We start from the raw sequence: 20,244 nt of genomic DNA on the forward strand, positions 1-20,244 counted from the left end.
GACGGGAAGCGCGGCAGGCTCAGGCGCGGGGCACGATCTGCTCCACCCTGCCATCCAGCGCCATCAGGTAGCTCTCCACCTGCAACTGCGGGTGCTTTTGCAGGATCGCCTTGCGCAGCGCCATCAGCGTCTCGGCGTGGACGCGGGTTTCCTGCTCCGGCATCTTGCCGAAGTCCTCGCCCAGCACCACCTTGTAGGCGCCGCAATCGCGATGATCCAGCACCATCACCCTCTTGATGTGATGCAGGCTGATGGCGACGTCGAGGTGCTCCCAGAACGCGGCATTCCACGCCGGAAACTTGCTGGTGAGCGCGCCGAGCGAGGCGCCGGCCAGCACGATGTGGTCGTATTTCTCCCTCATGCCCTTGCCGGCCATGAAGCGCTCGGTGTCGTCGACCAGCCGGTAGTCCATGCACGACAGCAGCAAGGCCTCGGTGCCGCCGGCAGCGTGCGCGGTGCGCGGCAAGAAGCTGCCCAGCAGCGCCGCGGCGCCGCCCATGGCGGCCAGTTTCACGAACTGGCGCCGGCCGATCGGCCGCACCGCACTGCCGTGGCAGTCAGCCACCGGCCACTGTTGCAATTGGCACATCAGGTTTCCTCCCTTGCGTGTTTTGCCCTGCCATCACGGTTGCTGAACGGCGGCTCAGGCTTTCTTGACGAATTCCGACTTCAGCTGCATCGCGCCAATGCCGTCGATCTTGCAGTCGATATCGTGATCGCCGTCGACCAGGCGGATGCTCTTCACCTTGGTGCCGACCTTGACCACCAGCGATGAACCCTTGACCTTCAGGTCCTTGATCACGGTGACGCTGTCGCCGTCCTGCAGCACGTTGCCGTTGGCATCGCGCACCACGCGCTGCGGTTCGGCCTCTTCCGTTGCCGCGGCATCGGCAGACCATTCATGGGCGCACTCGGGACAGACCAGCTGGCTGCCGTCCTGGTAGGTGAATTCCGAGCTGCACTGCGGGCATTTGGGCAAATTAGTCATGCGTTACCTTGAATATTCTGAAATATGGCATGTGCACCGGCGACCATGAGGTGCAAGCGGTGCAGTTTGACGAAGCCGTATTATCCGCCAGCCACCACCGTTTTCGCCAGCAGAAGACACGGCCCTGCCCCCGGCCCTGGCCGGAGCGTTCCGCACCGGCGGCAGATGGCAGGTTTGACAACTTACTGATCAGTAAGTATCTTCGCCAGCAAGGCTGACACACTACCAATAATCAACAACTTGCCTTGCAGCCAACGTTGGCCGCAACGCCACAACCAACACGAGGACGAACATCATGACCGCATACCCGCATCTGCTGGCACCACTGGATCTGGGCTTCACCACCCTGAAAAACCGTGTGCTGATGGGCTCGATGCATACCGGGCTGGAAGAGGCACCGCAAGGCTTCGAGAAGATGGCGGCGTTCTACGCCGAGCGCGCGCGTGGCGGGGTGGGCCTGATCGTCACCGGCGGTGTGGGGCCGAATGAGGAAGGCCGCGTGGCCGAAGGTGCCTCCATGCTGGCAGACGAGCACGAGGTGCCGCAGCACCGCATCGTCACCGACGCGGTGCACGCCGCCGGCGGCAAGATCGCGATGCAGATCCTGCACACCGGCCGTTACAGCTTCCAGGAGCAACTGGTATCGGCATCGCCGATCTGCGCGCCGATCAACTTCTACCGCCCGCGCGAGATGTCGGAAGACGATATCCAGCGCACCATCGCCGATTTCGCCCGCTGCGCGAAACTGGCACAGCAGGCCGGCTACGACGGCGTGGAGGTGATGGGCTCGGAAGGCTACCTGATCAACCAGTTCATCGCCCGCCACACCAACAAGCGCAGCGACCGCTGGGGCGGCAGTTTTGAAAACCGCATCCGCTTCGCGCTGGAAGTGCTGCGCGCGGTGCGCGCCGCGGTTGGCCGCGAGTTCATCATCATCTATCGCCTGTCGATGCTGGACCTGGTGCAGGACGGCAGCAATTTCGACGAAGTGGTGGCCCTGGCGCAGGAAGTGGAAAAAGCCGGCGCCAGCATCATCAACACCGGCATCGGCTGGCACGAGGCGCGGGTGCCCACCATCGCCACCAGCGTGCCGCGCGGCGGCTTCGCCTGGGTGACCAGGAAACTGATGGGCAAGGTGGGCATTCCGCTGATCACCACCAACCGCATCAACACCCCCGAGGTCGCGGAAGACATCCTCGCCGATGGCTGTGCCGACATGGTGTCCATGGCGCGCCCGTTCCTGGCCGACGCCGAGTTCGTGAACAAGGCCGCCGCAGGCCGCGCCGACGAGATCAATACCTGTATCGGCTGCAACCAGGCCTGCCTGGACCACATCTTCCAGGGCAAGCTCACCAGCTGCCTGGTCAACCCGCGCGCCTGCCGCGAGACGGAACTCAACTACCAGCCGGTAGCCACGCCGAAGAAACTGGCGGTAGTCGGCGCCGGCCCGGCCGGGCTGGCGTTCGCCACCCTCGCCGCCGGGCGCGGCCATACGGTAACGCTGTTCGATGCTGCCGGCGAGATCGGCGGCCAGTTCAATGTCGCCAAGCGCATTCCGGGCAAGGAGGAGTTCCACGAGACGCTACGCTACTTCGCGCGCCGCATCGACAGCACCGGCGTGCAGCTGCGGCTGAATACCCGCGTGGCGGCCGCCGATCTGACCGGCTTTGACGAGGTGATCCTCGCCACCGGCATCGCGCCGCGCACACCGGACATTCCGGGCATCGACCACCCCAAGGTGCTGACTTATCTGGATGTGCTGAAACACGGCGCCAAGGTTGGCCGCACGGTGGCGATCATCGGTGCCGGCGGCATCGGCTTCGATACCGCCGAGTTCCTGGCCCACGAGGGCAAGTCGCCGTCGCTGGACGTGGCCGCCTTCATGCGCGAGTGGGGTGTGGACATGGATATCGCCACCGCCGGCGGTCTGGCGGCCAGCGGCCCGCAGCCGCACCCCAGCCCGCGCCAGGTCTATCTGCTGCAACGCAAGAGCAGCAAGGTGGGCGAGGGCCTGGGCAAGACCACCGGCTGGATTCACCGCAGCAGCCTGCTGATGAAGCGGGTGCAGATGATCGCCGGCGTCAGCTACGAGCGCATTGACGACGCCGGCCTGCACGTCACCATCAAGGGCGAGACGCAGCTGCTGGCGGTGGACAACATCATCCTGTGCGCCGGGCAGGAGCCGCTGCGCGAGCTGCAGCAGCCCTTGCAGACCGCCGGCAAGCCGGTGCACCTGATCGGCGGTGCCGACGTGGCGGCGGAACTGGATGCCAAACGCGCCATCGACCAGGGCGCGCAACTGGCCGCCCGTATCTGACGACACGCCCGCCACGGCCCGCCACCGGGCGCTTGCGGCCAACCTTGCGCAAGGTTGGCCGCAGGGCCCGGGCCGGCGCCACCGCTCCGAGCCATCCCGCAGACAGGGCGGATTTTGTACTTCGCTTGCGCCAGATCAGCTCCCGTCTTTTGCGCCTGCTGCATATTTGCTTCATCATGATCGCGGTGATCAAGGCACAATAATTGCCCCGTCATGATGGCCGTACTGCCCGGCATCATGGCGGGGCAATACTGATGAGAGTGGATGGATGGCCAACAAACTACTGACTGCCGCCCTGTTGTGGCTGTGCCTGCTGGCAAGCGCGCACGCCGCACCCGCACTGGTGCTGGGTGTGGTGCCCTATATGTCGGCCCGCAAGCTGGCCACACTGTACGAGCCATTACGCGCCGGACTGGAACGCAGCCTGCAGCAGCCGGTGACGCTGGAAAGCGCCGCCGACTACGGTTTTTTCCTCGAACGCACACGCCAGGGCCGCTACGACATCATCGCCACCTCACCCTACTTCGGCCGCCTGGCGCAGCAGGAGCAGGATTACCAGCCGCTGGCACGGCCACTGGCCGACCTGGAACCGCTGCTGGTGACCCGCCGTAACGGCATCCGCGAGCTGGCACAGCTGCGCGGCCAGACGGTATCGACCAGCGACCGCCTCGCCAACCTGACCCTGGCGGCACAGCGCTACCTGACCCAGGCCGGCTTTATCCCCGGCCAGCACCTCGTCATCCATCCGACCGGCAGCCATGCCAATTCGCTGGCGGCGCTGCTGGGCGGAGAATCGGCCGCCGCCATCGTCTCGGTCAGCGCGCTGCACCAGCTGGGCGGCGATACCGGCAGCAAGATCCGTATCCTGGCGCGGCTGCCACACACCACGCCGCTGCTGTATCTTGGCCACAAGCGTCTTGGCAGCGCACGGCTGGCGCAGTTGCAGCAACGGCTGCTGGCCTTTGCCAACGACACGCCACAGGGGCGTGCCTTCAGCCGCGATCTCAATCACGGCGGCCTGCGCCCGGTCAGCGAGCAGGACATGCGCGTACTGGATCCTTACGTCCGCGACCTGAAAGGACTGCTGCAATAATGCGTCTGCCGCTGCGCCCCCGTTCGCTGAAATGGGCCATCATCCCGGTGCTGCTGCTGATCCAGCTGCTGGTCTTTGCCGGCATCGCCTGGCAAAGTGCACGCGTGCTGCAGGACATGGCGGTAGAGCAGGCTCAGCTGCGCAGCCGCAGCCTGCACAGCGAGCTGCAGGCGGCATTGATCGCGCCGCTGCTGGAGCGCGACTTCAGCACGCTGCAGGAAATCGCCGGTGAACTGAGCCATGGCGGCGACATCGCCTACCTGATCATCCGCGATTCCAGCGGCAAGGAGCTGGCCCGCGCCGGCCTTGCCGACGGTTTGCAGCCGCAGCCGGACCGCTCGCTGCCGGACAGCGACGACGACATACTCGACATCCGCCTGCAAATAAGCCAGGGCCAGGTCCAGGCCGGCCTGCGCCAGAGCGAATCCAGCCAGATGCTGTACGGCCTGGCGCAACGCACCGGGCCGCTGATCGTCGCCGGCATCATCCTCGCCACCGGCTGGATGATCTGGGTCACGCTGTGGCTGAGCCGGCGGCTGCAATGCCTCACCCTCGCCGCCGAATCGCTGGGGCAGGGCCAGCTGCTGACACGGGCGCCGGAAAGCGAACACGACGAAATCGGCCGCCTCGGCGCCGCCTTCAACCGCATGGCGGCGGCGGTGCAATCCGCCGACGAGCACTGGGCCAAGGGCCAGCGTTTTGCCGACATGCTGCTGATGGCAATTCCGATCCCGATGTTCTACAAGGACGTGCAGGGACGCTTCCTCGGCTGCAACGCCGCCTTCACCCGCGTCACCGGCTACAGCCGCATCGACATCCGCGGCAAGACCCCGGCCGAGCTGTGGCCGGCCGACATCGCCGCGGTGCACTGCCTGCATGACGCCGAGCTGCTCGCCGGCCAGCCACACCTCGACTACCAGGCCAGCATCGTCACCCCGCGCCAGCAGCGCCGCGAGGTGATCCTGACCAAGGACGTGTTCTACGACGACTATGGCGACATCGCCGGCATCATCGGCGCCTGGAACGACATCACCGAGCAGACCCGTGCCGAAGAGCGGCTGCGGCTGCTGGCCGGCGTATTCAAGCATTCCCACGACGGCATCATCATTGCCGATGCCCGCGGCCGGCTGCTGGATGTCAACCGCGCCTGCTGCAGCATCACCGGCTACGAACGCGACGAGTTGATCGGCCACACCCCGCGCAAGCTGCAGTCGGCACGCCACGACTCGGTGTTCTACCTCGCCATGCGCGACAAGCTGCAAAGCAGCGGCCACTGGCAGGGCGAGATCTGGAACCGGCGCAAGGACGGCGAGGTGGCGCCGCTGCTGCTGTCGGTATCGGTGATCCACGACCACTCCGGCAATGTGCGCCACTACATTGCGGTGTTCGCCGACATCACGGTAATGAAGGCGCAGGAAAACCGTCTGTCGCAGATGGCGCACCACGACCCGCTCACCCAGCTGCCCAATCGCGTGCTGCTGGCCGACCGCATGAAAATGGCCATCGCCCAGGCCCGGCACAGTGGCCACTGGCTGGCGATCTGCTTCATGGATCTGGACGGTTTCAAGGCAGTCAACGACCACCATGGCCACGAAATCGGCGACCGCCTGCTGGTGCAGGTTTCCGAGCGGCTGCAGCACACGCTGCAGGGTGGCGATACCCTGGCGCGGCTGGGCGGCGACGAATTCGTGCTGTTGCTGTCCGGCCTGCCCGACCTGCAGACCTGCCACCACAATCTGCAACGGATACTGGACACCGTCGCCCTGCCGGTGCTGCTGGGCGACATCCACATCAAGATCTCGGCCAGCATCGGTGTCACGCTCTATCCGCAGGACGAGCAGGACCCGGACACCCTGCTGCGCCATGCCGACCAGGCGATGTACCAGGCCAAGGAAAAGGGCCGCAACGGCTACCAGATCTTCGATGCCGAGCACGACCGCCAGAGCCGCTCCCGCCAGGAAGGGCTGGAACGGCTGGCGCAGGCACTGCGGCACGGCGAGCTGTGCCTGTTCTACCAACCCAAGGTCAATATGCGCGACGGCAGCGTGGTCGGCGCCGAGGCGCTGATGCGCTGGCAGCACCCGGAACGGGGGCTGCTGACCCCGGCCCACTTCCTCGCCGATGCCGAGGGCAGCGCGCTGGACATCGCGCTCGGCGAATGGGTGATCCGCAGTGCGCTGGCGCAGATGCAGGCCTGGCAGGCACAAGGCATGACGCTGCCGGTCAGCGTCAACATCTCGGCCCATCACCTGCAGCAGGATGATTTTGCCGAACGGCTGGCGGCGCTGCTGGCAGAATACCCGGCACTGCCGGCCGGGATGCTGGAAATCGAGGTGCTGGAAAGCACCGCGCTGAAGGACATTACCCGCGTCGGCGCACTGATGACCACCTGCCGCGAGCTGGGAGTAGAGTTCTCGCTCGACGACTTCGGCACCGGCTACTCCTCGCTGCTGTACCTGAAGCGACTGCCAGCCGGCAAGCTGAAGATCGACCAGTCCTTCATCCGCGACATGCACGAGGATGGCGACGACCTCGCCATCGTGCAGGGCATCATCGGCCTGTCGGAGGCGTTCTGCCGCTCGGTAGTGGCCGAAGGCGTGGAAAGCATCGAGCATGGCAGCCTGCTCTTGCACATCGGCTGCGATCATGCACAGGGCTTCGGCATCGCGCGCCCGATGCCGGCAGACGCGCTGCCGGGCTGGGCACAGCAATGGCGTGGCGCCGCCGCCTGGCAGCTGGCCAGCAAGCGGCGCTGGACCGGTGACGACACCCGGCTGTTCAACCTGGAGCTGGCGCACCGCCAGGCCAGCAACCGCCTGATCGGCTGGCTACGGCACGAATCGCGCGAGCTGCTGCCGCAGCAGGAGCACGGCAACGGCTACCGCGATTTCGACAACTGGTACCACGGTGCCGGCAGCGCCTACTTCGGCCAGCACCCGCTGTATCACCGCATCGGCCAGCTGCACCAGCAGCTGTACACCCTCAACGAGCGGGTACTGACCTGGCACCAGTTCGAATTGCCGGACGCCGATGAACACACCGTAACGCAGCTGCAGCAACTGCGCGACGAATTGCAGCAGCAGGTACGCCGGCTGCTGGATGTGCCAGCCACCGCCGCGGCGGCAAGGAGCGCCGCCGAGGCGTTATCCTGAGTGGAAGGTTGGCCGCAACGCCATCAGCGCAGCGGCAGTGCCTTCATCAGCTCCGCCTCGCTCAGCAGCCCGGCAACACGCGTCAGCGGCCGGCCCTGCTCGTCCAGTACCACGGTAAACGGCAGCCCGCCGCTGCGGTTGCCCAGCGCGCGCATCAGTGCGATGCCCTCGCCGTCGCTCATCAGCACCGGATAGCTGACCGGCAGCTGCTTCAGGTACGCCGTCACCGCGCCCGGCTGGTCCAGCGCGATGCCGACGAAGCGCACCTGGCGTGCGGCCAACCTTGGCGCCAGCGCCGACAAGAGCGGCATTTCCTTGCGGCACGGCGCACACCAGGTGGCCCAGAAATTCACCACCGTGGTCTTGCCCTGGTAGCGGGCAAACACGGCCGGCTTGCCGTTCAGCCCGGTCAGCACCGCGCCGTCCAGCAGGCTCCCGGCCAGGGCAGACAGCGGCGTCAGCAACAGGCCGGCCAGCAGGCGACATGAAAGCATGTTTTTTAACATCAGTTTATTCCGGAGCAATGCGTCAGATGGCGTTAGATCGCCGCCAGACGCCACAGTTCACTGCGATACGGCCACCGCTTCGTGCTAGAATGGTCGATTCCTCATCAGTTTACGCGCGAGCCATGTCCATTCTCGTCTGCGGGGCGCTTGCCTACGATACGCTGTTCCATTTCGAAGACCGCTTCGACAACCATATTCTGCCCGATCAGCTGCACAAGATCTCGACCACCTTCAAGGTGCCGACCATGCGTCGCGAGTTCGGCGGCCCGGCCGGCAACATCGCCTACAGCCTGTGCCTGCTCGGCGAGACGCCGCTGGTGATGGGCGCGGTGGGCGAGGACTTCGAGCCCTACCGCCAGCACCTGAAACGCGCCGGCGTCGATGACCGCTTCATCCGCACCATCCGCGGCCAGTACACCTCGCAGTGCTTCGGTATCGCCGACAGGGACGGCAACCAGCTGATGGCCTTCCATCCCGGTGCGATGGACCACGCCACCGTCAACCACATCGCCGACGTGCCACAGCGCATCGAGGTGGCGATTGTATCGCCTGGCGGCCACGCCGCCTTCCTGCAGCACACCCGTGAGCTGCACGCGGCCGGCATCCCCTTCATCTTCGACCCCGGCCAGGAGCTGCCGCTGTTGTCGCGCGACGAGCTGAACGAGATCGTGGAGCTGGCCAGCTATGTGGCGATCAACGACTACGAGAGCGAGCTGATGCGCGAACGCGCCGGGCTGCCGGTGGAGGTGCTGGCCGGCAAGGTCGAGGCGCTGATCGTCACCCGCGGCTCCAAGGGCGCCGAGATCTACGCCGACGACACCATCCACCTGATTCCGCGGGTGCAGATGCCGATCAAGCCGCTGGACCCGATGGGCTGCGGCGACGCCTTCCGCGCCGGCCTGCTGTACGGCATCAAGCAGGGGCTGGACTGGAAAACCACCGGCCGCCTCGCCAACGTCATCGGCGCGATCAAGGTCACCAGCCACGGCCCGCAGAACCACTTTTTCGACTGGGAAAAACTGCGCGCGCTGTACCAGCAGGCCTATGACGAACCGTGGCCGCTGTAAGCCGCCAGCACTAAACAGCCGCGGCCAGCATCAGTACGCACACAGGCCGGCAACTGTCGCAGACCGCGACATTTGCCGGCCTGTTGCCGTTGCGACTTGAATAAGGCATACCACGACCCCACCATCCTGCAGTTAAACTGACACTCATTCGATTGACGGGCAAGAGGGGGATTCATGACTGTACCGCACCTGACCACGGCACTCACCGGACCGTTACTGGAACTGGAGAGCCGCATCCTGGCGGCACAGCCGCACATCGAACACTGGTTCCGCAAGCAGTGGAACAATCATGCCGCCCCGTTCTACGGCTCGGTGGACCTGCGCAACAGCGGTTTCAAGCTGGCGCCGGTGGACATGAACCTCTTTCCCGGCGGTTTCAACAACCTGAATCCGGACTTCCTGCCGCTGGCGGTGCAGGCGGCGCAGAGCGCGGTGGAACGCGCCTGCCCCGAGGCGAAGAGCATCCTGCTGATCCCGGAAAACCACACCCGCAACAGCTACTACCTGCAGAACGTGGCCAGCCTTGTACACATCTTCGAGCAGGCCGGACTGAAGGTGCGCCTGGGCTCGTTGAACCCGGAAATCACCGCACCGACGCAGCTGACCGCCGCGGGTGGCGACATCATCACCGTCGAGCCGCTGCAGCGGCGCGGCAACCGCGTGGTGCTGGCCGACGGCTTCAGTCCCTGCATCGTGCTGCTCAACAACGACCTCTCCGCCGGCCTGCCCGACATCCTGAAGAACATCGAACAGAACCTGCTGCCACCGCTGCACGCCGGCTGGGCGGTGCGGCGCAAGACCAAGCACTTTGCCGCCTACGACAAGGTGGTCGCCGACTTCGCGCAGATGCTGTCGATCGACCCGTGGCTGATCAACCCCTACTTCTTCGCCGCCAAGGGCCTCGACTTCCAGTCGCGCCAGGGCGAGGACACGCTGGCCGAGCTGGTGGAACAGATGCTGGAAAAAATCCGCGTCAAGTACCGCGAGTACGGCATCAGCCACGAGCCCTACGTGATCGTGAAGGCCGACGCCGGCACCTACGGCATGGGTATCATGAGCGTGAAGAGCGGCGACGAGGTCCGCGGCCTCAACCGCAAGGCGCGCAACAAGATGGCGGTGGTGAAGGAAGGGCTGGAAGTATCCGAAGTCATCGTGCAGGAAGGGGTGTACACCTTCGAATGCGTCAACGACGGCGTCGCCGAGCCGGTGGTGTACATGATGGACCGCTACGTGATCGGCGGCTTCTACCGCGTGCACACCGGGCGCGGTATCGACGAAAACCTCAACGCCCCCGGCATGCAGTTCGTGCCGCTGTCGTTCGAACAGCACTGCCTGCCAGACCACAAGGCGGCGCCGAATGACGCCCCCAACCGCTTCTACGCCTACGGCGTGATCGCACGGCTGGCGATGCTGGCCGCCGCGCTGGAGCTGGAAGACACCGACCCCGACGCCGAGTGAGGCCCGTATGAAAATCCTGTTCATTGCCGACCCGCTGGCCGGCTTCAAGATCAAGAAAGACAGCACCTTCGCGATGATGGAGGCGGCGGCGGCACGCCAGCACGCGATCTACTTCTGCGAGGCGCGCGACATCGCCATCGAGGGCGGCCGCATCCTGGCCGACACCGTCAGCGTCAGCCTCACCGGCAAGGACGGCAAGGACTGGTTCCGCGCCAGCGACGGCCAGCGCCTGCCGCTGAACGCGTTCAGCGCGGTGGTGATGCGCAAGGACCCGCCGTTCGACCTGGAATACCTGTACGCCACCCAGCTGCTGACGCTGGCCGAGGCCGACGGCGCACGCGTGTTCAACAAGGGCCAGGCACTGCGCGATTTCAACGAGAAGCTGGCCATCCTCAACTTCGCCGAATTCACCGCGCCGACGCTGGTCACCTCGCAGCCGTCGCGGCTGCTGGCCTTCGTGCGCCAGCACCACGATGCCATCCTCAAGCCGCTGGACGGCATGGGCGGCAGCAGCATCTTCCGCGCGCGCCCGGATGATCCGAACCTGAACGTGATCATCGAAACCCTGTCCGAACAGGGCCAGCGCACCATCATGGCGCAGCGCTACATCCCGGAAATCCGCGACGGCGACAAGCGCATCCTGGTGATCGACGGCGTGCCGGTCGACTACTGCCTGGCGCGCATCCCGCAGGGCGGCGACAACCGCGGCAACCTCGCCGCCGGCGGCCGCGGCGAAGTGCGGCCGCTGAGCGCGCGCGACCGCGAGATCGCGGAAGGGCTGGCGCCGGAGCTGAAACGGCGCGGCATCCTGCTGGCCGGGCTGGACGTGATCGGCAACTACCTGACCGAGGTCAACGTCACCAGCCCGACATGTTTCCGTGAAATCATGAACCACAGCGATATCGACGCCGCCGGCCTGTTCATCGATGCGCTGGAGCGCGCTGTAGCGGTACGGCGCTGATGCGGCCAACCTTTTGCAGTACAAGGGCGGCGCTGGCCGCCCTTGTCATGTCCGGCCTTGCCGCCTGCAGCGAGCCGCCAGCGCCGTGGCAGCAGGAAAGCTACGTGTTCGGCACCCGCGTCGAACTGAAGCTCAATGCCGCCACGCCGCAGCAGGCACAGCAGGCCGCCGCTGCGGTGCTGGCCGAGCTGGACCGCCTGCACCGGCTGCTGCACCCGTGGCAGCCGGACAGCGACGCCGGCCGCCTGAACCGCGCCCTCGCCAGTGGCCAGCCCTACCGGCCGTCACCGGAGCTGCTGGCACTGCTGCGCAGCGGACAGGCGCTGGAGGCGCGCAGCGACGGGCTGTTCTCGCCGGCGATCGGCCGGCTGGTGGCGCTGTGGGGCTTTCACCAGGACACGCCGGCGAGCACCGCCGTGGACATGACGGCGCTGCAGGCGCTGGTGGCGAACCGGCCGCGGCTGCGCGACCTCACCATCGGCGCCGACGGCGAGGTACGCAGCGACAAGACTACGGTGCAGGTCGACGTCGGCGGCATGGCCAAGGGCTGGGCGCTGGATCGCGCGCGGCGACAATTGCAGGCCGCCGGCATCCGTTCAGCCTTGCTTAATATTGGCGGCAATATCATGGCGCTGGGGCAGAAAGCCGACGGCACGCCGTGGCAGGTCGGTATCCGCCACCCGCGCCGCAACGAGGCGATGGCGACGCTGCCGCTGCACGACGGCGAGGCGATCGGCACCTCCGGCGACTACCAGCGCTATGTGCTGCGCGACGGCCGCCGCCACTGCCACCTGATCGACCCGCGCGACGGCAACAGCGACTGCAAGTTGCAGTCGGCGACGGTGCTGATCGCGCCGGCAAGCGACGCCGGGCTGCGCTCCGACGTCGCCAGCAAACCGCTGTATCTGGACGGGCCGGGGTTGGCCGCACGCCATGCGCGCGCGCTGGGCGTGGCCGGCTGGCTGCTGATCGACGGGCAGGGCCGCGCGTGGCTGAACCCCGTGCTGGCTGTCCGGCTGCACTGGCGCGTGGCGCCGGACAGCATTACCGAAACAGGAAACGGATGACACCGCATCAAGAAAGCCCGTTCAAGGGCAAGACCGGCGTACGCCGCCTGCTGAACGCCTTCGGCTACTCGCTGGACGGCCTGCGCGCCGCCTTCCGCCACGAGGACGCCTTCCGCCAGCTATCGCTGCTGGCGCTGCTGCTGGTACCGCTGGCGCTGTTCGTGGTCGACGCCAGCGCGCCGGCGCGCGCGCTGCTGGTGGCCAGCTCCATCGCCACGCTGATCATCGAGCTGCTCAATTCTGCGATCGAGGCGGCGGTGGACCACACCTCGCTGGAACGCCACCCGCTGGCCAAGCGCGCCAAGGACATGGGCAGCGCGGCGCAGCTGCTCGGCCTCGTCAACCTGCTGCTGGTGTGGGGGCTGGTGCTATTTGGCTGAACGGCAGACGCGGTTAAGCCAGGCCAGCAGGTCGGCCTCAAACTCGGTGCGGTTGGTCTCGTGGTGCATCTCGTGGCGGGCGCCGGGATACACCGTCACCGTCACGTCGTGCAGCCCGGCCTTGCGGTAGCGCCGCGCCAGCTGGCCGAGGCCGAACTTGCCGAGGCTGACCGGATCGCGGCTGCCGGCCTGCAGCCACACCGGGCAATCGTGCAGGCCGCGCGCGGCGGCCTCGCCCTGCTCCAGCGCGATGATGCCGCCGAACAGGTCGATCCACAGCTGCGGCGTCGGAAACTGGCCGCACAGCGGATCGGCGATATAGGCATCCACCTGCGCCGCATCGCGCGACAGCCAGTCCAGCGTGGTGCGCGTCGGCATGAAGCCGAGATTGAAGCTGCCGAATACCAGCGCCGTCATCAGCCGGCTGGGACTGGCAGCGCCGCCCAGCCTTGCGGCCAACCTTGCCACGCCGCGCATCAGCCGGGCCAGCAGGCGCTGGCGATAGCCGGTGGCGGACAGCACCATGCCGGACAGGCGCTGGCCGTAGCGCAGGAAAAAGGCGCGCACCACGAAGCTGCCCATGCTGTGGCCGTACAGCACCAGCGGCGTCTGCGGATGCGCCGCCGCAGCATGATCGACCACCTCGCGCAGGTCGTCGACCACCAGCGCCCAGCCGTCGCGCGCGGCGAACCAGCCCGGCAGCGGCGCCTCGCGGCCATGACCGCGATGGTTGTGGGCGTAGACCTGGTAGCCGGCGGCGGCCAGCCGCCCGGCCAGCACGTCGTAACGCTCGGCGTGCTCGCTCATGCCGTGGGCAATCACCAGCACGCCGCGCGGCGCCTGCTGCGTCGGCCATGACATGCCATGGATTACGTGGCCATCGCTGGCTGTCAGCTGAAAAGGCTTCATCGCACCCCCTGCAAATAGGAAACATCCGGCGTACGGGCCGGCAAGGAAAATGGCCAGGGTTGGCCGCATCCTTGCCCGTCACCCGCGCCATGCGGCCGGACCATACCTACTATGCCATCGTGTCGGCATCCGCAGCCAGTGCGGCCGCAATGTCGCGGCTCAGGCCTGTAGCGGGGTGTGGTCGTAATTGCGGTTGATCAGCGAGGTCAGCACGTGGTCGCGCCAGGCGCCGTTGAGGAACAGGTAGTCGCGGGCGTGGCCCTCGATCTGGAAGCCCAGCCGCTTCAGGAGCGCGGCACTGCGCTCGTTCTCCGGCTGGTAGTTGGCCTGCACCCGGTGCAGCTTCAGCGTGCCGAAGGCAAAGGCGATCACCGCCTCCACCGCCTCGCGCATCAGGCCCTGGCCCTGGTGCGCGTGGTCGATGTTGTAGCCCAGGTGGCAGCCCTGGAACACGCCGCGGTTGATATTGGACAGGCTGACGGTGCCGATCACGCGGCCGGCTTCCTTCTCCGGCATCACCAGGAACAGCGCGCCGCGGCTATCCTTCCAGTCCATCTCGCGCTGGCGCATGCGCATCGCCCAGAACAGCTCGGTGTAGAACATCCCGCCCGGGGTCGGGTCCCAGGGTGCGAAGTGCTCGCGGTTGCGCACCTGGTAATCCAGCATGGCACGCGCCCACGCACTTTCCGCCGGCAACAGGTGCAGACGCGCGGTGCTGAGCGATGGCTGGGTGGTTGGCATGTCAGTACTCCGGAAAACGCAAGGAATGGGGAACAAGGTTGGCCGCAGGCCGCCGAAAGTGCGTCAGTATGCCATTGCCGGCGCCGCCCCGCATCCGTGGCGCAGACGACATGGACAAACGCCCGTACCGGGGTACGGGCGTTTGGCGGCAAGCGGTCAGGCTCAGGCTTGGCCGGTCAGTTTTTCCAGCGCTTCGCGGTACTTGGCGGCGGTCTTCTCGCGCACCTCCAGCGGCACGGCCGGGGCCGGCGCCTGCTTGTTCCAGCCGGAGGCTTCCAGCCAGTCGCGCACGAACTGCTTGTCGAAGGACGGCGGATTGCTGCCTTCGGCATAGCTGTCGGCCGGCCAGAAGCGGCTGGAATCCGGCGTCAGCGCCTCGTCCATCAGCGTCAGGGTGCCGTCTTCGTCGAGGCCGAACTCGAACTTGGTGTCGCAGATGATGATGCCGCGGCGGGCCGCGAATTCGGACGCGGTCTGGTACAGCAGGATGGCGGTGTCGCGCACCTTGGCCGCCAGCTCGGCGCCGACGATGGCCTCGCACTGCGCGAAGGTGATGTTCTCGTCGTGATCGCCCACCGCCGCCTTGGTCGACGGCGTGAAAATCGGCTCAGGCAGCTTGCCGGATTCCTTCAGCCCGGCCGGCAGCGCGATGCCGCACACGGTGCCGGACTTCTGGTATTCCTTCCAGCCGGAACCGGCCAGGTAGCCACGTACCACGGCTTCGATCATCACCGGCTTCAGGCGGCGGGCCACCACGCCACGACCGGCCACCAGCGGCAGGTCTTCCGCCGATACCACGTCTTCCGGCTTGTCGCCGGTGAGGTGGTTGGGCACCACGTCCTTCAGCGTCTCGAACCAGAAGTTGGAGATGGCGGTGAGTATCTGGCCCTTGCCCGGGATCGGGTCGTCCAGGATCACGTCGAACGCCGACAGGCGGTCGGAGGCGATCATCAGCATGCGCTTGTCGTCGATCTCGTACAGATCGCGCACCTTGCCGGAGTAGATTTTCTTCAGGCTGGTCAGTTGGGTCATGAGACTTCCTTCACAATGCAAACGGCGACGCCTTGTGGGCGTCGCCTGGATTCTTACAGGGTATCCTTCAGCGCACGCGCCTGCTCCAGCGCGTCGTCAACGTTGGCCGCGAGCACGGTGAAGTGCCCCATCTTGCGACCGGCACGCGCCTGTTTCTTGCCGTACAGGTGCAGGTGGGCGTTCGGTGCTTCCATCAGCACGTCCCACAGCGGCTCGCCGCCGGCGTCCGGCCACGCGTCGCCCAGCAAGTTGACCATCACCACCGGCGACAGCAGCCCGGTCTTGCCCGGCAACAGTCCGCACATGGCGCGCACCTGCTGCTGGTACTGGTCGGTGACGCAGGCGTCGATGGTGTAGTGGCCGGAGTTGTGCGGCCGCGGTGCGATCTCGTTGACCACCAGGCTGTCGTCGGCGAGCACGAAGAATTCCACCGCCAGCACGCCGACGTAGTCCAGCGCTTCGGCCAGTTTTACCGCGTAATCCTGTGCCTGTGCGGCCAGGGTCGGGCTGATGCGCGCCGGCACGATGGATTCGTCGAGGATGCCGTGCTTGTGGATGTTCTCGGCCACCGGGAACACCGCTACCTGCGCGCTGCTCACGCGGGTGACGATGGCGGACACTTCCAGCTTCAGGTCCAGCATCTTTTCCAGCACGCAGGCCTGGCCGCCGAGGTCGGCGTAGGCGGCGCGGGCTTCGTCGGCGGTCCTGACCCGCACCTGGCCCTTGCCGTCGTAACCGAGACGCGCGGTCTTGAGGATCCCCGGCAGGTAGGGCGCCAGCTCGACCTGGATGTCGGCGACGCTTTCGATGGCCAGATACGGCGCGGTCGGCAGGCCGGCCTTGCCCACCCAGCCCTTCTCGGCGATGCGGTCCTGGGCGATGGCCACGCAATCGCCGGACGGCGACACGCGGGTGCTCTTCGCCAGCTGGCGCATGGCGTCGGCGTTGACGTTCTCGAATTCGGTGGTCACCGCGGCACAGCTTGCGGCCAACGTTTGCAGCGCGGCGGCGTCATTGAACGGCGCGATGAGGTGCACGTCGGCAAAGTCGGCGGCCGGCGCGTTGGCGTCCGGGTCCAGCACGGTGACGCGGTAGCCCATGCGCTTGGCGGCGGTGACGAACATGCGGCCCAGTTGGCCGCCACCGAGGATGCCCAGCATCGCCGGGGGCAGGATGGCTCGCATCACTCCACCTCCGGCAGCGTCATCGCCAGCACGGCCTGTTCCTGTTGCTTGCGGAAGGCCTTCAGCTGCTCGGCCAGCTGCGGATTGCCGTTAGCCAGCATCGCCACCGCGAACAGTGCGGCGTTGGCGGCGCCGGCTTCGCCGATGGCGAAGGTAGCCACCGGAATGCCCTTGGGCATCTGCACGATGGACAGCAGCGAATCCTCGCCGCGCAGGTATTTGGACGGTACCGGCACGCCCAGCACCGGCACGTGGGTCTTGGCGGCCAGCATGCCCGGCAGGTGCGCGGCACCGCCGGCGCCGGCGATGATGGCCGTAAGACCACGCGCTTCGGCTTGTTCGGCGTACTGGAACAGCAGGTCAGGGGTGCGGTGCGCGGAAACGACGCGGGTTTCGAACGCGACACCGAAGTCCTTCAGCACGCGCGCGGCGTTCTGCATGACTTCCCAGTCGCTGTTGCTACCCATCACGATGCCAACTTCGATCATGGAGGTGGGTTCCATCTAGGGAGGGGAAAGCACGATTTTACCTGATTCGGCAAGGGCTTGCCGAGCTGACTTGCAGCCCATGCCCGCACCGTTGCCATAAAAAAAAGCGGCCGGCGGCCGCTTTTGACGTTTTCGGCATGCCGGCAGGCCGCCGCGTTACAGTTTTGCCAGCCGCTCGCGCGCCTTGGTCGCCGCCGCGCTGTTCGGGTACAGCTTGATCAGCTTGCGCAGGGTAACCCTGGCCTGGTCCTTCTGCTGCAGCTCGATCTGGTTTTCCGCCATCAGTCGCAGCGCCTCCGGCGCCCGCACATGCGCCGGAGACTGCTCGGCAAAGCGGCGGTGGATGTCGATGGCGGCGTCGTACTGCTTGAGGTAGGTGTGCGCCACGCCCAGCCAGTAGCTGGCTTCCTGCGCCTCGCTGTTGGCCGGGAACTTGTCCATCACCGCCTTCAGCTCCGGCACCGCGCGGGCGAAGTCGCGGTTGCGCAGCGTCGCCAGCGCCTTGTTCAGCGCGTCCTGCGCCGGGCTGACCAGCGGCGCCGCCGGGCTGGCGCCGGACTCCGCCTCGCTCGCCGCCGGGCTGCTGGCCGCCTGCTCCAGCTTGCCCAGGCGCAGGTCGAGATCGGTGTACAGGTCGTTCTGCCGCTTCAGCACTTCGCCCTGCTGGTGCTGCAGCATCTCGTTCTGGCCGCGCAGTGCCGCCATTTCGCTGCGCAGGGAGGCCACTTCCTTGACCAGGTCCAGCAGCCGCTCGTTGGACAGCCGCGCCTCGACCTCGCTCAGGCGCGCGCTGGTCTGCTGTTTGGCGGCATCCAGTTCGCGGCGGGTCTGTTCGATATCACTGGTGGTGGCGCAGGCGGCCAGCAGCAGGCTGGCGGCGGTAACGGGCAACAGGCGGGGCAAATTCATGGTGGCATCCTGAAAAACAGCGCGGGACGGCGTGGCGCCATCCCGCAGACGGTCAACACATTACTGCGGGTAGGCGAAGTCGGCACGGCGGTTTTCGGCATGGGCCGCTTCGCTATCCCCCTCGGCGCGCGGTTTTTCCTTGCCGAAGCTGACCGCCTCGATCTGTGCCGGCTTCACGCCCAGCACTTCCAGCGACTGCTTCACGCTTTCGGCACGGCGCTGGCCCAGCGCCAGGTTGTACTCGCGGCTGCCGCGGGCGTCGGTATTACCCTGCACCAGCACCTTGCTGCTGAAGCGGTTGAGGAAGGCGGCATTGCCTTCCACCACGCCGCGCTGGTCGTCCTTGACCACCGACTGGTCGAAGTCGAAGTACACGCTGTGGCCGTTGAGCAGCGCCTGCGCGCTGCGCTGGTCCGGCGCCGCCTTCACCGCCGCCGCCAGTTGCGCAGCACTGACACGGCCGCCCTGCAGTGCCGGCTCGCTGCCGGTGACATCGACGGTGGCGACGCTTGGTGCGCTCGGCGCGGTGGCGGCCGGGGCATTGCCGGCGACCGGCGCCTGGTTGCTGGCGCATGCGGCCAGCAGCGCCGCCGCGATAACGGCGATAAACGGTGATTTCTTCATTCGGCTCTCCTGTTTCGGAAGGGATGGACAGACTGGCAACATGATGCACGCAGCGCCGGCGCGGCATCAAGGATTGAATGGTCCCCAGGCCGGATCCTGCACCTGGCCGCCGAGGGTGCCCAGCCGCACGCGGCCGGGATAGGCGGTGGCGGCGGCGTACAGCACGCTGCGACCACCCTCCTCGCTGGCGTACAGCACCATCTTGCCGTTGGGGGCGAAGCTGGGCGATTCGTCGAAGGCGCTATTGCTGATCAGGCGGTTGTCGCCGCTGGCCAGATCGAGCAGCATCACCTTGAAACGGCCGCCTTCGCGCCGGACATAGGCGATCTGGCGCCCATCCGGAGAGAACGTCGGCGACACGTTATAGTTCCCCTCGAAGGTGACGCGGCGGGCGTTACGGCCGCCGTCCAGCGCCTGCACATACAGCTGCGGGCTGCCGCTGCGGTCGGACACGAACACGATCTGGCGCCCGTCCGGGCTGAACGCCGGCTCGGTGTCGATGGCGTCACTATAGGAAAAGCGCTGCACGCCGCCGCCGTCGGCATTGATCAGGTACACCTGCGAGTTGCCGCTGGTGGTCAGCACCACCGCCAGGCGCCGCCCGTCCGGGCTCCACACCGGCGCCGAGTTGCTGCCGCGGAAATTGGCCAGCACGCGACGCTGGCCGCTGACCAGATCCTGCACGTAGATCACCGGCTTTTGCTGCTCGAAGGAAACGTAGGCCAGGCGCGTGCCGTCCGGGCTCCACGCCGGCGACATGATGGGCTGGCGCGAGCGCAGCACCGTCTGCGCGCGGCGGCCGTCCATGTCGGCGATCTGCAGCCGGTATTCCTTGCCGCTCTGGGTGATGTAGGCGATGCGGCTGGAGAACAGGCTCTTCTCGCCCAGCAGCGCCTCGTACACCATGTCCGCCATGCGGTGCGCCATGTCGCGCAGCTGCTCCGGCGCCAGATCGAATTCCGCGCTCAGCTTCTGCTCGCGCGGGCTGACGGTGTCGACCCAGAACGTCAGCCGCACCCGCCCACCACCGAGACTGACCAGCTTGCCGTACACCACGGCGCGCGCGCCGCGCTGCTGCCACGCCGCCGCGTTCAGCTGCGCCGGCGCTGCCAGCGCGTCGCCGGCACCCGCCTCCAGCAGGCTGAAGGCGCCGGTCATCGCCAGATCGCTCTTCACCGTCGCGGTGATCGCCTCCGGCAGCAGGCTCTCGCCCTGCAGCGGCACGATCGCCACCGGGTAGCGGTTGCTGCCGCCACCGATCACTTCCACGCTGAGGTCGGCGCGGGCAAGGTTGGCCGCAGCGGTCATGCTCAGCAGCAGCAGGGCAAACAGGCGCGGCCAGAAGCCGGAAACGGTGGCGGACAAGGC

20 protein-coding genes are annotated in these 20,244 nt (G+C 66.8%); 9 read left to right on the top strand and 11 right to left on the bottom strand.

The window, feature by feature from the left end:
• Window positions 1-19 precede the first annotated feature (19 nt).
• Window positions 20-589 carry a carbonic anhydrase gene (locus IE083_RS06425; RefSeq protein ID WP_189352790.1) on the bottom strand — a complete coding sequence of 190 codons (570 nt, stop codon included), beginning with the start codon at window positions 587-589 and terminating at the stop codon, window positions 20-22.
• A gap of 54 nt (window positions 590-643) precedes the next feature.
• Window positions 644-988: a zinc ribbon domain-containing protein YjdM gene (locus tag IE083_RS06430; protein ID WP_189352791.1), complete on the bottom strand. Its 345-nt coding sequence runs from the start codon at window positions 986-988 to the stop codon at window positions 644-646.
• Between the two features lie 8 nt (window positions 989-996).
• Between IE083_RS06430 and IE083_RS06435 the strand changes: the two genes are divergently transcribed.
• From IE083_RS06435 to IE083_RS06450, 4 genes are all read left to right on the top strand, one after another.
• Complete coding sequence (locus tag IE083_RS06435; protein ID WP_189352792.1) at window positions 997-1,206, top strand: hypothetical protein; 210 nt, start codon at window positions 997-999, stop codon at window positions 1,204-1,206.
• A gap of 77 nt (window positions 1,207-1,283) precedes the next feature.
• Window positions 1,284-3,305 carry an NADPH-dependent 2,4-dienoyl-CoA reductase gene (locus IE083_RS06440; protein WP_189352793.1) on the top strand — a complete coding sequence of 674 codons (2,022 nt, stop codon included), beginning with the start codon at window positions 1,284-1,286 and terminating at the stop codon, window positions 3,303-3,305.
• Between the two features lie 268 nt (window positions 3,306-3,573).
• Entirely contained in the window at window positions 3,574-4,398 is an 825-nt protein-coding gene (locus IE083_RS06445) for a phosphate/phosphite/phosphonate ABC transporter substrate-binding protein (protein ID WP_189352794.1), read from the top strand.
• A complete protein-coding gene (locus IE083_RS06450; protein ID WP_189352795.1) occupies window positions 4,398-7,550 on the top strand; it encodes a bifunctional diguanylate cyclase/phosphodiesterase in 3,153 nt (1,050 codons plus the stop codon). Before IE083_RS06445 ends, IE083_RS06450 begins: the two co-directional genes overlap by 1 nt.
• A 23-nt stretch (window positions 7,551-7,573) precedes the next feature.
• On the opposite strand, the gene IE083_RS06455 is transcribed toward IE083_RS06450, so the two are convergent.
• Window positions 7,574-8,044, bottom strand: a complete 471-nt coding sequence (locus IE083_RS06455) for a TlpA disulfide reductase family protein (RefSeq protein ID WP_229799634.1) — start codon at window positions 8,042-8,044, stop codon at window positions 7,574-7,576.
• 134 nt (window positions 8,045-8,178) lie between these two features.
• Between IE083_RS06455 and IE083_RS06460 the strand changes: the two genes are divergently transcribed.
• From IE083_RS06460 to IE083_RS06480, 5 genes are all read left to right on the top strand, one after another.
• On the top strand, window positions 8,179-9,123 hold the full coding sequence (locus IE083_RS06460; RefSeq protein ID WP_189352797.1) for a carbohydrate kinase family protein: 945 nt from the start codon (window positions 8,179-8,181) through the stop codon (window positions 9,121-9,123).
• A 174-nt stretch (window positions 9,124-9,297) separates the two neighbouring features.
• The gene (gshA, locus tag IE083_RS06465) at window positions 9,298-10,581 is read left to right on the top strand and encodes a glutamate--cysteine ligase (protein WP_189352798.1); all 1,284 of its coding nucleotides are present in this window, start codon (window positions 9,298-9,300) and stop codon (window positions 10,579-10,581) included.
• A 7-nt stretch (window positions 10,582-10,588) separates the two neighbouring features.
• Window positions 10,589-11,542 (top strand): glutathione synthase, encoded by a 954-nt coding sequence (gshB, locus tag IE083_RS06470; RefSeq protein WP_189352799.1) that lies wholly within the window; start codon window positions 10,589-10,591, stop codon window positions 11,540-11,542.
• 47 nt (window positions 11,543-11,589) lie between these two features.
• Window positions 11,590-12,609, top strand: coding sequence for an FAD:protein FMN transferase (locus IE083_RS06475; protein ID WP_229799635.1), 1,020 nt, complete (start codon window positions 11,590-11,592; stop codon window positions 12,607-12,609).
• Entirely contained in the window at window positions 12,606-12,989 is a 384-nt protein-coding gene (locus IE083_RS06480) for a diacylglycerol kinase (RefSeq protein ID WP_189352801.1), read from the top strand. Before IE083_RS06475 ends, IE083_RS06480 begins: the two co-directional genes overlap by 4 nt.
• Here the strand turns inward: IE083_RS06480 and IE083_RS06485 are convergent.
• From IE083_RS06485 to tolB, 8 genes are all read right to left on the bottom strand, one after another.
• A complete protein-coding gene (locus tag IE083_RS06485; protein WP_229799636.1) occupies window positions 12,978-13,850 on the bottom strand; it encodes an alpha/beta hydrolase in 873 nt (290 codons plus the stop codon). The genes IE083_RS06480 and IE083_RS06485 overlap by 12 nt on opposite strands.
• Window positions 13,851-14,057: 207 nt before the next feature.
• Window positions 14,058-14,639: a GNAT family N-acetyltransferase gene (locus IE083_RS06490; RefSeq protein WP_189352803.1), complete on the bottom strand. Its 582-nt coding sequence runs from the start codon at window positions 14,637-14,639 to the stop codon at window positions 14,058-14,060.
• 162 nt (window positions 14,640-14,801) lie between these two features.
• Window positions 14,802-15,671: a phosphoribosylaminoimidazolesuccinocarboxamide synthase gene (locus tag IE083_RS06495; RefSeq protein ID WP_189352804.1), complete on the bottom strand. Its 870-nt coding sequence runs from the start codon at window positions 15,669-15,671 to the stop codon at window positions 14,802-14,804.
• A 53-nt stretch (window positions 15,672-15,724) separates the two neighbouring features.
• Window positions 15,725-16,855 carry a 5-(carboxyamino)imidazole ribonucleotide synthase gene (locus IE083_RS06500; RefSeq protein WP_189352805.1) on the bottom strand — a complete coding sequence of 377 codons (1,131 nt, stop codon included), beginning with the start codon at window positions 16,853-16,855 and terminating at the stop codon, window positions 15,725-15,727.
• A complete protein-coding gene (gene purE / locus IE083_RS06505; protein ID WP_189352806.1) occupies window positions 16,855-17,343 on the bottom strand; it encodes a 5-(carboxyamino)imidazole ribonucleotide mutase in 489 nt (162 codons plus the stop codon). Before purE ends, IE083_RS06500 begins: the two co-directional genes overlap by 1 nt.
• A 156-nt stretch (window positions 17,344-17,499) precedes the next feature.
• Window positions 17,500-18,252 carry a YbgF trimerization domain-containing protein gene (locus IE083_RS06510; RefSeq protein ID WP_189352807.1) on the bottom strand — a complete coding sequence of 251 codons (753 nt, stop codon included), beginning with the start codon at window positions 18,250-18,252 and terminating at the stop codon, window positions 17,500-17,502.
• A gap of 60 nt (window positions 18,253-18,312) precedes the next feature.
• On the bottom strand, window positions 18,313-18,876 hold the full coding sequence (locus IE083_RS06515) for an OmpA family protein (protein WP_189352808.1): 564 nt from the start codon (window positions 18,874-18,876) through the stop codon (window positions 18,313-18,315).
• A gap of 66 nt (window positions 18,877-18,942) precedes the next feature.
• Complete coding sequence (gene tolB, locus IE083_RS06520) at window positions 18,943-20,241, bottom strand: Tol-Pal system beta propeller repeat protein TolB (RefSeq protein WP_229799637.1); 1,299 nt, start codon at window positions 20,239-20,241, stop codon at window positions 18,943-18,945.
• Window positions 20,242-20,244 lie beyond the last annotated feature (3 nt).

Source organism: Vogesella fluminis, assembly GCF_014652335.1.
In the GTDB taxonomy this organism is placed as follows: domain Bacteria; phylum Pseudomonadota; class Gammaproteobacteria; order Burkholderiales; family Chromobacteriaceae; genus Vogesella; species Vogesella fluminis.

What these genes read in the sequence shown, in the direction of transcription:
- IE083_RS06485 (WP_229799636.1), bottom strand. Translation starts at nt 13,850, where the DNA reads ATGTCATGGCCGACGCAGCAGGCGCCGCGCGGCGTGCTGGTGATTGCC.
- IE083_RS06460 (WP_189352797.1), top strand. Translation starts at nt 8,179, where the DNA reads ATGTCCATTCTCGTCTGCGGGGCGCTTGCCTACGATACGCTGTTCCAT.
- IE083_RS06440 (WP_189352793.1), top strand. Translation starts at nt 1,284, where the DNA reads ATGACCGCATACCCGCATCTGCTGGCACCACTGGATCTGGGCTTCACC.
- IE083_RS06475 (WP_229799635.1), top strand. Translation starts at nt 11,590, where the DNA reads ATGTCCGGCCTTGCCGCCTGCAGCGAGCCGCCAGCGCCGTGGCAGCAG.
- IE083_RS06495 (WP_189352804.1), bottom strand. Translation starts at nt 15,671, where the DNA reads ATGACCCAACTGACCAGCCTGAAGAAAATCTACTCCGGCAAGGTGCGC.
- IE083_RS06445 (WP_189352794.1), top strand. Translation starts at nt 3,574, where the DNA reads ATGGCCAACAAACTACTGACTGCCGCCCTGTTGTGGCTGTGCCTGCTG.
- IE083_RS06515 (WP_189352808.1), bottom strand. Translation starts at nt 18,876, where the DNA reads ATGAAGAAATCACCGTTTATCGCCGTTATCGCGGCGGCGCTGCTGGCC.
- gshB (WP_189352799.1), top strand. Translation starts at nt 10,589, where the DNA reads ATGAAAATCCTGTTCATTGCCGACCCGCTGGCCGGCTTCAAGATCAAG.
- IE083_RS06455 (WP_229799634.1), bottom strand. Translation starts at nt 8,044, where the DNA reads ATGCTTTCATGTCGCCTGCTGGCCGGCCTGTTGCTGACGCCGCTGTCT.
- IE083_RS06500 (WP_189352805.1), bottom strand. Translation starts at nt 16,855, where the DNA reads ATGCGAGCCATCCTGCCCCCGGCGATGCTGGGCATCCTCGGTGGCGGC.
- IE083_RS06450 (WP_189352795.1), top strand. Translation starts at nt 4,398, where the DNA reads ATGCGTCTGCCGCTGCGCCCCCGTTCGCTGAAATGGGCCATCATCCCG.
- IE083_RS06480 (WP_189352801.1), top strand. Translation starts at nt 12,606, where the DNA reads ATGACACCGCATCAAGAAAGCCCGTTCAAGGGCAAGACCGGCGTACGC.
- gshA (WP_189352798.1), top strand. Translation starts at nt 9,298, where the DNA reads ATGACTGTACCGCACCTGACCACGGCACTCACCGGACCGTTACTGGAA.
- IE083_RS06510 (WP_189352807.1), bottom strand. Translation starts at nt 18,252, where the DNA reads ATGAATTTGCCCCGCCTGTTGCCCGTTACCGCCGCCAGCCTGCTGCTG.
- IE083_RS06490 (WP_189352803.1), bottom strand. Translation starts at nt 14,639, where the DNA reads ATGCCAACCACCCAGCCATCGCTCAGCACCGCGCGTCTGCACCTGTTG.
- IE083_RS06425 (WP_189352790.1), bottom strand. Translation starts at nt 589, where the DNA reads ATGTGCCAATTGCAACAGTGGCCGGTGGCTGACTGCCACGGCAGTGCG.
- purE (WP_189352806.1), bottom strand. Translation starts at nt 17,343, where the DNA reads ATGATCGAAGTTGGCATCGTGATGGGTAGCAACAGCGACTGGGAAGTC.
- IE083_RS06430 (WP_189352791.1), bottom strand. Translation starts at nt 988, where the DNA reads ATGACTAATTTGCCCAAATGCCCGCAGTGCAGCTCGGAATTCACCTAC.